This is a genomic window from Natrinema sp. 1APR25-10V2 (genome assembly GCF_031626495.1).
In the GTDB taxonomy this organism is placed as follows: domain Archaea; phylum Halobacteriota; class Halobacteria; order Halobacteriales; family Natrialbaceae; genus Natrinema.
The window spans coordinates 511,479-525,671 of record NZ_JAMQOJ010000004.1 but is presented as its reverse complement, the minus strand read 5'-3'; the positions used below and the strand labels follow the sequence as shown (position 1 = coordinate 525,671).

13 protein-coding genes and 1 pseudogene are annotated in these 14,193 nt (G+C 66.8%); 5 read left to right on the top strand and 9 right to left on the bottom strand.

Features of this window, described 5'->3' with window-relative positions; translation table 11 throughout:
- Positions 1-133: 133 nt before the first annotated feature.
- The 6 genes from thrC to NDO75_RS15545 all read right to left on the bottom strand — a co-directional run bounded on the left by thrC (position 134) and on the right by NDO75_RS15545 (position 6,790).
- Positions 134-1,363 carry a threonine synthase gene (gene thrC / locus NDO75_RS15570; protein ID WP_310907473.1) on the bottom strand — a complete coding sequence of 410 codons (1,230 nt, stop codon included), beginning with the start codon at positions 1,361-1,363 and terminating at the stop codon, positions 134-136.
- A 145-nt stretch (positions 1,364-1,508) separates the two neighbouring features.
- Entirely contained in the window at positions 1,509-2,507 is a 999-nt protein-coding gene (locus NDO75_RS15565) for an ornithine cyclodeaminase family protein (protein ID WP_310907472.1), read from the bottom strand.
- A gap of 64 nt (positions 2,508-2,571) precedes the next feature.
- The gene (locus NDO75_RS15560; protein WP_310907471.1) at positions 2,572-3,351 is read right to left on the bottom strand and encodes a class I SAM-dependent methyltransferase; all 780 of its coding nucleotides are present in this window, start codon (positions 3,349-3,351) and stop codon (positions 2,572-2,574) included.
- 399 nt (positions 3,352-3,750) lie between these two features.
- On the bottom strand, positions 3,751-5,415 hold the full coding sequence (gene thsA, locus NDO75_RS15555; RefSeq protein WP_310907550.1) for a thermosome subunit alpha: 1,665 nt from the start codon (positions 5,413-5,415) through the stop codon (positions 3,751-3,753).
- Between the two features lie 196 nt (positions 5,416-5,611).
- On the bottom strand, positions 5,612-6,169 hold the full coding sequence (locus NDO75_RS15550; protein ID WP_310907470.1) for a KH domain-containing protein: 558 nt from the start codon (positions 6,167-6,169) through the stop codon (positions 5,612-5,614).
- A gap of 117 nt (positions 6,170-6,286) precedes the next feature.
- Entirely contained in the window at positions 6,287-6,790 is a 504-nt protein-coding gene (locus tag NDO75_RS15545; protein ID WP_310907469.1) for a metallophosphoesterase, read from the bottom strand.
- 153 nt (positions 6,791-6,943) lie between these two features.
- Here NDO75_RS15545 and NDO75_RS15540 point away from each other — a divergent pair.
- Positions 6,944-7,132 (top strand): annotated as a pseudogene (locus tag NDO75_RS15540) (DNA-binding protein); the annotation flags it as partial.
- Between the two features lie 41 nt (positions 7,133-7,173).
- Here NDO75_RS15540 and rio1 read toward each other — a convergent pair.
- Positions 7,174-8,043 carry a serine/threonine-protein kinase Rio1 gene (gene rio1 / locus NDO75_RS15535; RefSeq protein WP_310907467.1) on the bottom strand — a complete coding sequence of 290 codons (870 nt, stop codon included), beginning with the start codon at positions 8,041-8,043 and terminating at the stop codon, positions 7,174-7,176.
- A gap of 172 nt (positions 8,044-8,215) precedes the next feature.
- On the opposite strand from rio1, the gene NDO75_RS15530 reads away from it, so the two are divergent.
- The 4 genes from NDO75_RS15530 (at position 8,216) to ligA (ending at position 12,643) form a co-directional block, all read left to right on the top strand.
- Positions 8,216-8,596, top strand: a complete 381-nt coding sequence (locus NDO75_RS15530) for a 2Fe-2S iron-sulfur cluster-binding protein (protein WP_310907465.1) — start codon at positions 8,216-8,218, stop codon at positions 8,594-8,596.
- A gap of 64 nt (positions 8,597-8,660) precedes the next feature.
- Entirely contained in the window at positions 8,661-10,079 is a 1,419-nt protein-coding gene (locus NDO75_RS15525; protein WP_310907464.1) for a selenium-binding protein SBP56-related protein, read from the top strand.
- A gap of 12 nt (positions 10,080-10,091) precedes the next feature.
- Positions 10,092-10,478 (top strand): 2Fe-2S iron-sulfur cluster-binding protein, encoded by a 387-nt coding sequence (locus tag NDO75_RS15520; RefSeq protein WP_310907463.1) that lies wholly within the window; start codon positions 10,092-10,094, stop codon positions 10,476-10,478.
- An 86-nt stretch (positions 10,479-10,564) separates the two neighbouring features.
- On the top strand, positions 10,565-12,643 hold the full coding sequence (gene ligA, locus NDO75_RS15515) for an NAD-dependent DNA ligase LigA (RefSeq protein ID WP_310907462.1): 2,079 nt from the start codon (positions 10,565-10,567) through the stop codon (positions 12,641-12,643).
- A gap of 285 nt (positions 12,644-12,928) precedes the next feature.
- Here ligA and NDO75_RS15510 read toward each other — a convergent pair whose 3' ends face one another.
- Positions 12,929-13,123: a multidrug transporter gene (locus NDO75_RS15510; RefSeq protein WP_310907460.1), complete on the bottom strand. Its 195-nt coding sequence runs from the start codon at positions 13,121-13,123 to the stop codon at positions 12,929-12,931.
- Between the two features lie 58 nt (positions 13,124-13,181).
- Positions 13,182-14,153: a TRC40/GET3/ArsA family transport-energizing ATPase gene (locus NDO75_RS15505; RefSeq protein ID WP_310907458.1), complete on the bottom strand. Its 972-nt coding sequence runs from the start codon at positions 14,151-14,153 to the stop codon at positions 13,182-13,184.
- Positions 14,154-14,193 lie beyond the last annotated feature (40 nt).

Below are 14,193 nucleotides of genomic sequence, written 5' to 3'. Positions count from 1 at the left end.
GGAAGCCAAGAAATGAAGGTGCTGAAGTCGGTGGACCGGTAACGAGGGAGACAGACGGGTCGAGTGATTACCCGGCGATCGCGGGATCATCGTGGGAGGCCTCGCTATCGTCGCCGGTTCGAGCAGCGGACCGTCACTCGGCCGGATCGTACCGTCGGGTGACCTCGTCGATCTCCGGTGCGATCTCCACGGCGCTTGCGGCGGCCTGTATGGCGCTTTTCGTGTCTTTCAGCCCGTAGCCGGTGACGACGGCCAGCACCGACTCGTCGGCATCGATGATCCCCTCGGAGCGCGCTTTACGGATTCCCGCGACCGGCGTCGCGCCGGCGGGTTCGGCGTAGATCCCCTCCGTGCTTCCGAGCGTCTTCTCCGCGCGGAGGATCGCCTCGTCGCTGACGAGGACGGACGTGCCACCGCTTTCGTGCAGCGCTTTCACCGCCTTCACCGTGTTGAGCGGCCGACCGACCGCGATGCTGTCGGCGAGCGTGCTCGCGACCTCGTCGGTCGAATCGTGGTCGTGGAAGGCGTCGTGGACGGCGCTCGCTCCCTCGGCCTGAACGCCGAGCATCTTCGGCAGTTCGTCGACGAATCCGAGGTCGTGGAACTCGCGAAACCCCTTCCAGCCGCCGTAGATCGTACAGCCGTCGCCCATCGAGAACACGAGCCAGTCCGGTACGTCGCCGCGCGTTTGCTCGGCGAGTTCGTGCCCGACGGTTCGCTTCCCCTCGACCTGAAACGGATTGACCGCGGCGTTGCGATTGTACCAGCCGAACGCCTCGGTGACTGCCATACTGAGGTCGTAGGCTTCGTCGTAGCTCCCGTCGACGGCGAGGACGTCGGCACCGTAGACGAGCGGCTGCGCCAACTTCTCTTCGGGCGCGTCGCCGGGGACGAAGATCCGACAATCGAGGCCACCGCGAGCGGCGTAGCCCGCCAGCGACGCCGCGGCGTTGCCCGTCGAGGCGCACGTCACGACGTCACGTCCGGCGTGAGCGGCCTTCGTCACCGACACACTGGTCGCGCGGTCTTTCAGGACGCCCGTCGGATTGCGGCCGTCGTCTTTCACGCGCACGTGGACTCCTAGTTCGTCGCCGAGCCGCGGCGCGTCGTAGAGATCCGTTCCGCCTTCCTGCAGCGTCACCGGCTCCGCGTCCGCATCGACCGGGAGGAACGCCCGATACTTCCACTGATCCGGAATGTTCCCGTCGAGGGGCTCGTCGAAGCGGTCCCGCACGACATCGTAGTCGTACCGCACCTCGAGAATCCCCCGGACGCCGGGATGGTTCGAACAGGTGTAGACGACCTGCTCGGGATCGTACGTCTCGCCACAGAGCGTGCATTCGAGCGTCCGGACGTGGTCCATGCTGTCTCAGAAGACGAGCAACGGGTAGAAAACGTTCCCTCCCACGAACGACCACCCGCACTCGCGGACCCGGTCGCGAATCGGGGTCGCGGAACCGCCCGCCCCCGAGCGCGCGACGCGCCCGCGTCCGGATCGACGGTCTCGGTTACGACGGATCGCCGACGCCGACCATGTCGAACTCGTACCCCGCACCAGCGGCCGACGCCCGCTCGTAGACTACACGCGCGGCCGCTACGTCCTGGATCGCGAGCCCCGTCGAGTCGAAGACGGTGATCCCCGTCTCGGCGGTTCGTCCTTCTTTCGTCCCGACGACGAGTTCGCCGATTTCCCCGTGGATGTCCGCGTCCGTCAGCGTCCCCGCCCGGTAGGGGACGTTGATCTCGCCCGAGTGAGTACACTGCTCGTGGTCGTCGATGACGGTGGTCGCCGCCTCGAGCAGCGCGTCCTCGAGTTCGTGTTTCCCCTCGGCGTCGGCCCCGATGGCGTTGACGTGCGTGCGGTCGCCGACGGCCTCGAGTCCCACGATCGGCTCCTCGACAGGGGTCACGGTCGAGAGCACGTCGCAGTGCCCCGCCTCGGAAATCGAGCCGCCGCGGACGTCGAACCGGTCCTCGAAGGCCTCGACGAACCGCCGGACGCGGTCGTCGTCGGGATCCGAGACGACGACCTCTTCGATCGGCCGGACCTCGCTGATCGCCTCGAGTTGCGTATAGGACTGGACGCCGGCCCCGACGAGGCCCAGACTCGAGGCGTCTTCGACGGCGAGGTAATCGGTGGCGACGGCCGCCGCTGCCCCGGTGCGTTTCATCGTGAGCGTCGTGCCGTCCATGATCGCGAGCGGGAACGCGGTCTCGGGATCGGAGTAGATCATCGTCCCCAGTACGGTCGGCAGGTCGTGGTCGGCGGGGTTGTCCGGGTGGACGTTGACCCATTTCAGTCCGGCGGCGTCCCACTCGCCCACATGGAGGTAGGCGGGCATCGACCGGAAGTCGCCGTTGTACTGCGGGAGGTCGATGTAGGACTTGGCGGGCATCTGTGTGTCCCCGCGCTCGAAGGCGGCGAAGGCCGCCTCGACGGCGTCGATGACGTCCGCCAGTTGCGCGTGGTCGTCGACCTCGTCGCTTTCTAGGAGCAGCGTCTTCATACGAGCGACTATCGCGGGACGCTACTTAACCGTCAGTATCGCTCTCAGGGAGACGCCGGCACCGTCAGGCCGTCGCCCGGAACAGCGATACGCCCGTTCGATACGAAGTCAGTCGCTGCCCATCGCCGTCACCGTCGGTCTCGTACTCGAACTCGAACGCATCCTCGAGCGCCGCCGGCGCATCCGCCAGCGACGCCCTGATCTCCCGTCGGCGGTCGGCCGGTACGTCCATGCGGTCGAGCCACGCGTCGACCTCGAGTCGGCGACTCGTCTCCTGAACCGCGTCGACGGTCAGTCCCGCGGCCTCGAGCCAGCCGCGCCACTGGGACGAGGAATAGGTCTCGACGTGGCCCGGATCGCGGAGTCGCTCGAGTCGGTTGACGTACGCGGCCAGTTCGGGGTCGTCGGGAACGCAGAGGTCCTCGAGCGCGAAGACGCCGCCCGGGGCGAGAACGCGTTCGACCTCCGCGAGGAAGGCCTCGGGGTCTGGAAAGTGATGGGCGGCGAAGCGACAGGTGACCGCGTCGAACTGATTCGCAGCGAACGGCAGCCGTTCGGCGTCGACCGCCACGCCCTCGACGCGGGGATACTCGGTCGTCGCCGTCCGAACCATCTCCGGGGAGAGATCCGCGGCGACGACCCTCGAGACGCCAGCATCGACGAGGCCGCCGGCGACGTGTCCGGCACCGGTCGCCACGTCGAGCGCACGGGTCGCATCGGAACACCAGTCGACGAGCCGCTCGAGGTCGTCACCTTCCTTGAGCACGGCCCCGTCCCGATAGCCGTCCGTCGCGGCGCTGAAGGCGGTCGCCACGTCGCGTTTTCTGTCGGCGTCGTTCGTCACGGACACCAGTTGTAGCGAACCAAACATGAGGATTGCGCTGTACGCCCCGCGAACGAGCGGTTGCTCGAGGCTTGGAGAGGGAATCAGAATCACGGCTACGTCGGACGAGGGGACGAAACGCAGAGTGTGAACTGCACTGCCGGGTTCGAGAACTACGACGGAACGGCAAAGTGAGAATATGGGGCCGACTTCGGAAAGCGGTTCGAACGGGGCCCTCCGTCGTCACCGCGAGGGCCGCAGGCCCGAGCGGGCCGACGACCGATGTGAGCGAGAGCGCGGGACGTAGTGCCGCGAAAGCGAGCGGCTTCGCCGCGAGCAACGAGCGAACGGAGGGAGGAGGCTTTTAAACTAAATTTTGCCGAGGGCCGCCTTCGGCGGCCCGCAGAGCAAAATTTAGTCCTACATCATGCCGCCCATGCCACCGCCCATACCGCCCATGCCGCCGCCCATGCCACCGGGGCCGCCGGCGGGCATGTCCTCGTCATCGTCGTCGTGGGAGACCGCGAGGTCGCCCGCGGCGATGACGTCGTCGATGCGCAGCAGCATGACGGCCGCCTCGGTGGCGGATTCGATGGCCTGGGTCTTGACGCGCAGCGGCTCGTAGACGCCCTCGGATTCCATGTCGATGGTGTCGCCGGTGTAGGCGTCGAGGCCAGCGGCCGTGTCGCCGCCGTCGTGGGCACTGCGGAGTTCGACGAGCGAGTCGATGGGGTCGAGGCCCGCGTTCTCGGCCAGCGTGCGCGGGATGACCTCGAGCGCGTCGGCGAAGGCCTCGACGGCGAGCTGTTCGCGGCCGCCGACGGAGTCGGCGTAGTCGCGAAGCGCGAGCGAGACGTCGATCTCGGGTGCGCCGCCGCCGGCGAGCACCTTGCCGTCCTCGATGGTCGTTCGGACGACGCCGAGCGAGTCCTCGATGGCGCGGTCCACCTCGTCGATGACGTGTTCGGTGCCGCCGCGGAGGATCAGGGTGACGGCCTGCGCGTCGTCGACGTCCTCGACGAAGATGCGCTGGTCGCCGGCGATCTCCTTCTGGGCGACGCTACCGGCGAAGCCGAGGTCGTCCTCGGAGAGGTCGTCGACCGTCGAGACGGGCGTCGCGCCGGTCGAGCGGGCCAGCTGGGACTGGTCGCTGGACTTGACGCGGCGGACCGCGATAATGCCCTCCTGGGCGAGGTAGTGCTGGGCCATGTCGTCGATGCCGCCGTCGACGAAGACGGCGTCGGCGCCGACGTCGGCGATCGTCTCGGCCATCTCGCGCAGCTGGGCCTCTTCCTGCTCGAGGAACTGCTCGAGCTGGTCGGGGTCGGTGACGTTGACCTCGGCGTCGATCTCGGTCTCCTTGATCTCGAGGTCGCCGTCGATGATCGCGATGTTGGCGTCCTCGGCGAAGTAGGGCATGTTCTCGGAGACGCGCTCCTTGTCGACGATGACGCCCTCGACGAGCTCGGAGTTCTCGATCGAGCCGCCGACGACCTTCTCGACTTTGATGTTGTCCGTGTCGACGCCGTCGTCGTCGGCGACCGTCTGGACGGCCTCGACGACGAGTCCGGAGAGCAGGTCCTTGGCGTTCTCCGCGCCCTTGCCGGTCATCGCCGTCGCGGCGATCTGCTCCAAGATCTCCGTGTCGTCCTCGGCAACGTCGATGGCGATCTCCTCGAGGGCCTCGGTGGCCTCTTCGGCGGCCTCGCGGTACCCCTGAGCGAGGGTGGTCGCGTGGATGTCCTGGTCGAGGAGGTCCTCGGCCTGACTGAGGAGTTCGCCGGCGACGACGACGGCACTCGTGGTGCCGTCGCCGACCTCGTCTTCCTGTGTTTCGGCGACTTCGACGATCATGTCGGCCGCGGGGTGGTCGATCTCCATCTCCGAGAGCAGCGTGACACCGTCGTTCGTGACGATGACGTTACCCGAGGAGTCGACGAGCATCTTGTCCATCCCCTTCGGGCCGAGCGTCGTCCGAACCGATTCGGCGACGGCCTTGCCGGCCTGTACGTTCATCGACTGCGCGTCTTTGCCGGAGGTCCGCTGGCTGTCCTCCGAAAGCACGATGAGGGGCTGGTTGCCCATCTGTTGAGCCATAGTCAAACGAGAGATTGTTTGCTATTCTATATAACTCTTTTGTTATCCGGCAGATAGAACCGCTCGATCACACCCCCGTCCGGTGTTTTCGATCCCGTCGGTGAGTGGGTATTTATACCAAAGCGTGGGAAGGATTCGGCGAGACGACGAGCCGAGAGAAAGCGGCGACGAGGAGGCGGGGCGGTCAGGACTGGCCGCCGGGGAACCGGTGGTACTCCATCCCCTGATGTTTCATCTCGTTGTGTTTCTCCTCGAGGAACGAGTACACCGCGCCGTGTGGCGCACCATCGAGGAGCATCTCGGCGGCGCTGCGGACGGCGTCGACCTCCTGGGGCGCGCCGATGATGCCGAGCGTCGAGCCGTAGATGACGACGTCGGCTCCCGTCAGTTCCTCCATCAGTTCCCGGGTGCGGCCGCCCTCGCCGATGAGCCGTCCCTTCTTGCGTTTCATGTCGTTTTTGTTGCGCGCGGCGGCGTCGATGTCGACGACGTCGAACAACATCATGTCGTCGTCGAGCAGCCGCATGGCGTCCTCGGGCGCGAAGCCGCGGCCGATAGCCCGGACGATTTCGGGTGCCTTGAGCCCCAAGACGGGGTCGCCGACGGTCTCGACGGCGACGGAGCCGTTCTCCGAGTCGATGTCGAGTCGTACTTCGGCTTCCGCCTCGATCTCGCGCATCGTCTCGCCTCCTTCGCCGATGAGAACGCCGATGCGGTCCTGCGGAATCTTCACGTGCTGCATACAGTCCGCTACTGGCTGGGCGAGGTTAAGCGCTTGGTCCGCGAGCACGGGGTGAGTCGTGACACCGACACGCGTGGCCGTCTCGAGTTGCGATGCGATCGAACCGGAAGACGGCGCTTACTCGCGAACCGGCCGAAACTGTACGGACTCCGTGTGCGTATCGAGAATCGCCACGGTCCGATCGTCCGCTGATTTCGTCAGGAAGTGTGCGCCCGGATTGACGACGGTCGTCCGGCCGTCCTCCGAGAGATCGCGCTGGTGGTGGTGTCCGTAGCAGACGAAATCGTACGTCTCGCCGGCGGCGATCGCCTCGACCTCCGCTTTGCTCTCGCCGTGGAGGACGGCGATCGAGAGCCCGTCGAACTCGAGGTCGGCGAACCGGCCGTGCAGCTGGCTCTCGCCGCCGAGCGAGTCGAACGCCCCTTGCAGATTTGCCGCGTCTCCGTCGTTGTTCCCGAGGACGCCGTGGAGTTCGAAGTCGTCGAAGTAGGGGACGATCAGCGGCGCGACGAAGTCGCCGCAGTGAATGACGACCTCGACGCCTTCCTCCCGGAAGATCTCGGTCGCGCGTTCGGTCGCGTCGGCGTTGTCGTGCGTGTCGGAAACGATGCCGATATTCATACTCGAGTACGTGATGGGAACGATAAAGAACGTTGGGCCGATCGGCGGCCCCCAGCGGAGTTCACGGCGGGCCGACACCGCTTCGGTCAGCGGGAACCGCAACGACGTTCCCGAATTCGAACGGTATATTTTCGGCACCGAGTACGTCCGAGTATGGGTCTCGTGGCCGAATTCGATATCCTGTGCGAACACCTGCCGCTCGTCGGCGTCGCGACCGCCGTGCCGGAAGCGACGCTCGGCCTCGAGTTACAGTTCAACCACGGCGAGCGACCGGTGTTCCTCGTCACCGTGACCGGTGGCACGCAGGCGTCGATCGAGGCAGCTCTCGCCGACGCCGTCGACTCACCGTCGAAAGGCGCGTTTCGGAACGGTCGTATGCCCACTCAGTCCCGCGAGGGGTCCGGCTCCGGGCTCGTGACGAACTCGAGGAGGTCCTCCTCGGCCACGTCCAGTCCCTGGCGAGAGAAAAACGAGGCGACGTTCCGGCAGTCTCGCTCGAGAAAGTCGCGGCTGTTGGGGTGGTGGACGGTGACGGCCTGCCCGAGGTCGATGAACACGAGTTGCCCCTCGTCGAACACGACGTTGTACTCGCTCAGATCGCCGTGGATCAGGCCGGCCGAGTAGAGCCGGCGCATGTACTCGCGCATGACCTCGTAGGCGGTTTGCGGGTTCTCGATCTGGACCTCGCCGAGGCGTTTCGCGCGGCCGTCCTCGTTGCCGATGTACTCCATGACGAGCACGTTGCGCTCGGTCGCGATCGGTTCGGGCACCCGCACACCGGCCTGTTTGGCCCGCTCTAAGTTCGCCAGTTCCTTTTTGGTCCAGGCGAGGACGACGTCTTTCTTCTTGCCGCCGAGCCCCTCGAACCGTGGGTCACCCTCGAGGTAGTCGCGCATCTGCCGGAAGTTCGAGGCGTTGATCCGGTAGATCTTGACCGCGACCTCGCGGTCGTCGCCCAGCGCGTGGTAGACGTTCGCTTCCTTGCCCGTCGAGAGCGGCCCGCCGAAGGCCTCGACGTAGCCGTCCTGGACGAGTTTGTACAGCGCAGCGAACGTCGCGTCGTCGAACACCGACTGCTCGACCTTGAACTGGTCGGCGTCCTTGATGCGCTCCTCGAACTGTTCGAACTCACGGTCGCGCTTGCGGGCGATCTTGTCCGCTTCGGTATCCGAGACGTCGATCTCCTCCCACTCGTCGCCGGGAGTCTCGACCTCCTCTAAGTCGACCAGTCCGAACTCCGTTCCCTGTCCCATCTGGCCGCGTCTACGGGTCGGACGTGGGTAAATACTGGGTATCGTTCGATCGACCCCGGACGGGAGCGCCCGCGCGAGCGGTCAGGTCCACTCTTTTTCCCCGCTCGAGCCCAACACCGGCTATGAACAGCGTAGACGATCACGAGCCGGTGACAACGGCGACGGGCAACCGATGACGCGCCACGACGTAACTCTCGAGTGGCCCGACGGCTCGACGCAGACGATCGAGGTCGCCGAGGACGAGACGGTGCTCGAGTCGGCCCAGCGGGCCGGCGCTCGGCTCCCCTACGACTGCCGGAAGGGGACCTGTATCACCTGCGTCGGTCGGCTGATCGGGCTCGAGGACGAGGAGGCCCCCGCTGACGCGAGCGGGACGGAAGCGCCGCTCGACGCGGCGGTCGCGTTCACCTATCGGCGGCCGCCGGCGGCGCTGACCGACCCGGAACAGGCGGACGGCTACGTGCTGCTCTGTATCGCCCATCCGCGAGCCGACTGCCGCATCGAGGTCGGCCCGCGGGTCCGGGCCGAAGTCGGCGATAGTCCCTGGGCCTAGATTTCGTCCCGCTTCTCGCGCACCCCCGACCAGATTTATTTACCCGTCCGTGGTCGGGAGTTCCATGAGTGACGCTAGCACACCAGACGACGTCGAACCAGACCACGGCCACGAGCACCACCACGACCACGAGGGACCCGGCTACGCGACGCCGCAGGCGGCCATCGAGGAGGGCGGTCGGGAAAAGCTGGCCTACGTGATGAGCCTCTACGTCGGCACCGACGTCGACGCGCCGGACTTCGTCGCAGTCGTCGACCTCGATCCCGATTCGGACACCTACTGCGAAATCGTCGACCGCATCGAACTGCCGAACCGCGGGGACGAACTCCACCATTTCGGGTGGAACGCCTGCTCCTCGTCGTGTCACGTCGAGGGGCTGGAGCGACGACACCTGATCGTCCCCGGGCAGCGCTCCTCGCGGATCCACGTGATCGACGCGAAAGATCGGCGGAACCCCGAGCTCGTCGAGGTGATCGAACCCGAGGAGGTCTACGAGTACGACCTCTCGGCTCCGCACACCGTCCACTGCATTCCGGACGGGGAGATCCTGATCAGCATGCTCGGCGACGCCGACGGCGAGCTGCCGGGCGGCTTCCTCGAGCTGAACGAGGACTTCGAGATCGAGGGGCGGTGGGAGCCGCCGGGCGAGATCGAGATGAACTACGACTACTGGTACCAGCCCCGCCAGAACGTGATGGTCTCGAGCGAGTGGGCCGCACCGAAGACCTACTATCCGGGCTTTGACCTCGACGACGTCGAGGCGGGCAACTACGGCCGGAAAATCCACTTCTGGGACTGGGAAGCGGGCACAGTCGAGCAGACGATCGACCTCGGCGAGGAGGGGCAGATCCCGCTCGAGGTGCGCTTCCTCCACACGCCGGAATCGACCCACGGGTTCGTCGGGGCCGCGCTCTCGTCGAACATCTTCCACTTCTGGCGAGACGACAGCGCGGCCGACGGCGAAGGGAGATACCGCGCCGAGAAGGTCATCGACTTCGAGGCCCGCGAGCACGAGGACTGGGACATGCCCGTCCCCGGGCTCACGACGGACATCCTGATTTCGATGGACGATCGGTACCTGTTCGGGTCGAACTGGCTCCACGGCGAGGTCTGGATGTACGACATCTCGGACCCTTCGGACCCGCGACGGGCCGACTCGCTCTCGGTCGGCGGCACCTTCGGCGAGGTTCGGGAGATCCAGGGTCGCGAACTGAGCGCCGGCCCGCAGATGATCCAGCTCTCGCTGGACGGCGAGCGCCTCTACTGGACCACCTCGCTGTTTTCCTCGTGGGACGAGCAGTTCTATCCCGAGGAAGGCGAGCGGGGCTCGGTGATGCTGAAAGCCGACGTCGATCCCCGGAAGGGCACCCTCGAGCTCGACGAAGACTTCCTGGTCGACTGGGGCGAGTGCCCGGCGGGACCGGCCCGCGCCCACGAGATCCGGTGGCCAGACGGCGACTGCACGAGCGACGTCTGGCAGTGACCACCCGAACGGATGACGAGCCACGACGTGACCCTCGAGTGGCCCGACGGCCGGACGCTGACCCTCGAGGTCGACGAGGACGAAACGATCCTCGGGGCCGCCGAGTGCGACGGGGCCGTGCTCCCGTACGGCTGCCGGACGGGCGCCTGCGGGACCTGTTCCGGACGGCTGCTCGAGGTCGAAGAGGCGCGGCCGGACGGGGAGTGTGACGCCGACGGAGCCATCGACGCGCGTGCCGTCGACGACGCCGTGGCCTACTGCCGTCTCTCGCGGGCGCTGAAGGACCGACATCGGGCGGCCGGCTACGTGCTCCTGTGTATCGCCTCCCCGCGGGCCGACTGTCGGATCGCGGTCGGCTCGAGCGTGCACACAGAACTGGTGGACAACCCCTGGAAATGAGCCGTCTCGAAGCGAGGCGAGGCGTGGCGGACCGACGGGTCTGCGGTCAGTAACGTTAACGGGGGGCGGGCGGCAACCCTCGAGCAATGTCTGTCGCCGACGAGGACGAAGAAAATCCCTATCTCCGGGATCCGCCGACCGACTTCGAACCGGTCGAGGAGCTCTCGGAGAGCGAGGCCGAGCGGCAGGTCGAACTGCTCCGCGAGGCGATCCGCGAGCACGATCGCCGGTACTACGTCGAGAGCGAGCCGTTGATCGCCGATCGCACGTACGACGCGCTCTTCGCCCGGCTGCGCGACCTCGAAGACGCCTTCGACCTCACCCATCCCGACAGCCCGACGCGGGCCGTCGGCGGCGAACCGCTCGAGGAGTTCGAGACGGTCGAACACGTTGCGCCGATGCTCTCGATCGACCAGAGCGGCGACGCCGAGGACGTCCGGGAGTTCGGCGATCGCGTGCAACGGGAGGTCGGCGACGTCGACTACGTCTGCGAACCCAAATTCGACGGCGTCTCGATGGAGTTCGTCTACGAGGACGGATCGCTCGAGCGCGCGGTCACCCGCGGTGACGGCCGGGAGGGCGACGACGTAACGGCCAACGCCCGCACCATCGGCTCCGTGCCCCAGCGACTCCACGGCGACTACCCCGACTTCCTCGCGGTGCGGGGCGAGGTCTACATGCCGAAAGACGCCTTTCAGGAACACAACCGCGAGCGCATCGAGCGCGGCCAGGAGGCCTTCGCCAACCCACGGAACGCGACCGCAGGGACGATCCGCCAGCTCGACCCCTCGGTCGTCGCCGAGCGCCCGCTCGACGTCTTCTTCTTCGACGTGCTCGAGGCCAGCGAACTCGAGGACAGCCATCGCGCGGAACTCGAGCGCTTCCCCGAGTTCGGCCTGCGGACGAACGATCGCATCGAAGTGGTCGAGAACATCGCGGACGCGATCGACTACCGCGACCGCATGCTCGAGGCCCGCGACGACCTGGACTACGAGATCGACGGCGTCGTGATCAAGGTCGACTCGCGCGACGCGCGCGAGGAACTCGGCCGGACGGCCCGCCACGACCGCTGGGCGTTCGCCTACAAGTTTCCCGCCCGCGCGGAGATCACGCGGATCGCCGACGTAGCGGTTCAGGTCGGTCGGACGGGGCGGCTGACCCCCGTCGCCCTGCTCGAGCCGGTCGACGTCGGCGGCGTCACCGTCTCGCGCGCGAGCCTGCACAACCCCGAGGAGATCGCCGAGAAGAACGTCAATATCGGCGACACGGTCCGCGTTCAGCGGGCGGGCGACGTGATCCCCTACGTCGAAGAGGTCGTCGAGAAGGGGAGCGAGGGCCACTACGAACTACCCGACACCTGCCCCGTCTGCGACAGCCCCGTCGAGCGCGACGGCCCCATCGCGTTCTGTACCGGCGGACTGGGCTGTGACGCACAGCTCCGCCGATCGATCGAGTACTACGCGGGCGACGACGGTCTCGACCTCGAGGGACTGGGCGAGAAGAGCGTCCGCCAGCTGGTCGACGCGGGGCTCCTCGAGACGGTCGCGGACCTCTACGAACTCGACGCGGACGAGCTGACCGACCTCGAGGGCTGGGGCGAGACCAGCGCCGAGAACCTCCTGGCCGAAATCGAGGCCAGCCGCGAGCCGCCGCTTCCGGACTTCGTCTCGGCGCTGGGCATCCCCCACGTCGGCCCGACGACGGCCCGCGAGCTCGCCCGGGAGTTCGGTACCTTCGCGGCGTTCCGGGAGGCCGCCGAGGACGAGCCCGATCGCCTCGAGGGCGTCGACGAGATCGGCGAGACCGTCGCCGAGACGATCCACGAGTTCTTCGCGAGCGAGGCCAACACCGCCGTCGTCGACGACGTGCTCGAGCACGTCTCGCCACAGGAGGCCGACGTCGAGCCCGGCGGCGACGAACTCGCGGGGCTCACCTTCGTCTTCACCGGCTCGCTCGAGGGGCTGACCAGAGGCGAGGCTCAGGACCTCGTCGAAACTCACGGCGCGAACGCGACGAGCAGCGTCTCGGGGAACACGGACTACCTCGTCGCCGGCGGGAATCCGGGTGCGACGAAGCGGAGCGACGCCGAGGACAACGACGTGCCGATCCTCGACGGGAACGAGTTCCAGGCGCTGCTCGAGGAGAACGGGATCGACCTCGAATAGCGCGGAGCGGACGGATCGGGGACCGCCCGGGGCCCCTACTCGATCCGAACGAGTCGTTCGTTCCAGCACTCCTGACAGGTCCCGTCGTTGGACCCGTAGGTACAACCGCAGTTCGAACACCGATAAATCCGCTGTGGCGATTTCGTCCGGTTCAGCCGTTCCAGGTACTTCTCGAGGAGTCTCACGTGGATCAGTAGCGTGCCAGCTACGGGTTCGAACAGCCGGGAAACGCGTATAAGCTTCGTGGCTAGTGTCAGTATATAGATTTTTTAGGCGTGAACCGATTCACCGCAGACCGCGACGGGTAACGAACACGGAAACGGCAATCGCGGCGGCAGCGACGCCGACGATCGTCGGAACGAGTCGTCCCGATCCCCACTCCCAGCCCAGAAACTGCGTGCCGACGAACGCGACGAGCGCGACGGCAACACCGATCGCCGTGAGAAGGGGGGAGGAGGCTCTATCGAGCGCGGACGTCATAGCTAGTTGTTATCATTTCACTATGATAAAGCCGACGGTCACTGGAATTGGCCGACGCTCAGGTCGGCAGTCGATCGGCGATCACGGCGAGCGATTCGCGGCCCTGCACCTCCCCCTCGAGATCCGGCAGCGTCACCACCTCGAGATCGGGGAACGTCTCCCGAATTTCTGCCAGCCGTTTCTCGTGGCGCGCCTGCTGGGATCGACAGCGCGGGCAGCCTTCGTGGGGGTCCTCGAGCACCCGATTGACGACCAGTCGATCGACCGCGACGCCGGCCTCGCGAAGCCGGTCGACGAGTCGCTCCGTCTCCGAAATCGCCATCGACTCCGGAATCAGGACGACGCGAAACTCGGTGCGCCCGGGATCGGTGAGGATCTCGCGAGCGCGCTCGAGGCGGGCCCGAAACGTCTCGAGGCTCTCCTCCTCGTCGTCCTTTCCGGTCATCATCGACATCGGTCCGAACACCGCCGTTCGGGCCGCGTTTCCGATCCGTCTCGCCTGTCCGCGAAGCGACTGGGCCGTCTCGAGGGCCAGTCCCATCGCCTCGGGCATGTCGAACAGCCGCAGGGTGTGGCCCGTCGGGGCGGTGTCGAAGACGACGGTGTCCCACCGCCCCGCGTCGACGTACTCGACCAGCAGATCGAGCGCCGCGATCTCGTCGCTCCCGGCCGGCGCACCAGCGGCGAAAAAGCGCTCGATCTCCTCGTCAGAGAGTCTAATGCCGGCGCTCCGGAGGTCGGCCGCCAGCGCCCGCGCTAGTTTTTCGTAGCGCTCCTTGCGCGCTTCGGGGTCGATCTCGACGGCCCACAGGTCGCCCGCGTCGGCGTCGGACTCGAGCGACGGTGGACGCTCGAGTTCGGTCGGTTCCGACCCGAGATCGGCCTCGAAGGAGTCGGCCAGCGAGTGGGCAGGGTCGGTCGAGACGACCAGCGTCTCTCGGCCGGCGGCGGCAAGCGAGAGCCCCGTCGCGGCCGCACAGGTCGTCTTGCCGACGCCACCTTTCCCGCCGTAGAAGATGCAATCGGTCACGGAACGCCGTACTACGGGCGGTGATGTAAACGGATACCCA

Coding starts and splice junctions, on each gene's coding strand:
- thrC (WP_310907473.1), bottom strand. CDS start 1,363: ATGGACCACGTCCGGACGCTCGAATGCACGCTCTGTGGCGAGACGTAC.
- NDO75_RS15565 (WP_310907472.1), bottom strand. CDS start 2,507: ATGAAGACGCTGCTCCTAGAAAGCGACGAGGTCGACGACCACGCGCAA.
- thsA (WP_310907550.1), bottom strand. CDS start 5,415: ATGGGCAACCAGCCCCTCATCGTGCTTTCGGAGGACAGCCAGCGGACC.
- NDO75_RS15550 (WP_310907470.1), bottom strand. CDS start 6,169: ATGCAGCACGTGAAGATTCCGCAGGACCGCATCGGCGTTCTCATCGGC.
- NDO75_RS15545 (WP_310907469.1), bottom strand. CDS start 6,790: ATGAATATCGGCATCGTTTCCGACACGCACGACAACGCCGACGCGACC.
- rio1 (WP_310907467.1), bottom strand. CDS start 8,043: ATGGGACAGGGAACGGAGTTCGGACTGGTCGACTTAGAGGAGGTCGAG.
- NDO75_RS15530 (WP_310907465.1), top strand. CDS start 8,216: ATGACGCGCCACGACGTAACTCTCGAGTGGCCCGACGGCTCGACGCAG.
- NDO75_RS15525 (WP_310907464.1), top strand. CDS start 8,661: ATGAGTGACGCTAGCACACCAGACGACGTCGAACCAGACCACGGCCAC.
- NDO75_RS15520 (WP_310907463.1), top strand. CDS start 10,092: ATGACGAGCCACGACGTGACCCTCGAGTGGCCCGACGGCCGGACGCTG.
- ligA (WP_310907462.1), top strand. CDS start 10,565: ATGTCTGTCGCCGACGAGGACGAAGAAAATCCCTATCTCCGGGATCCG.
- NDO75_RS15510 (WP_310907460.1), bottom strand. CDS start 13,123: ATGACGTCCGCGCTCGATAGAGCCTCCTCCCCCCTTCTCACGGCGATC.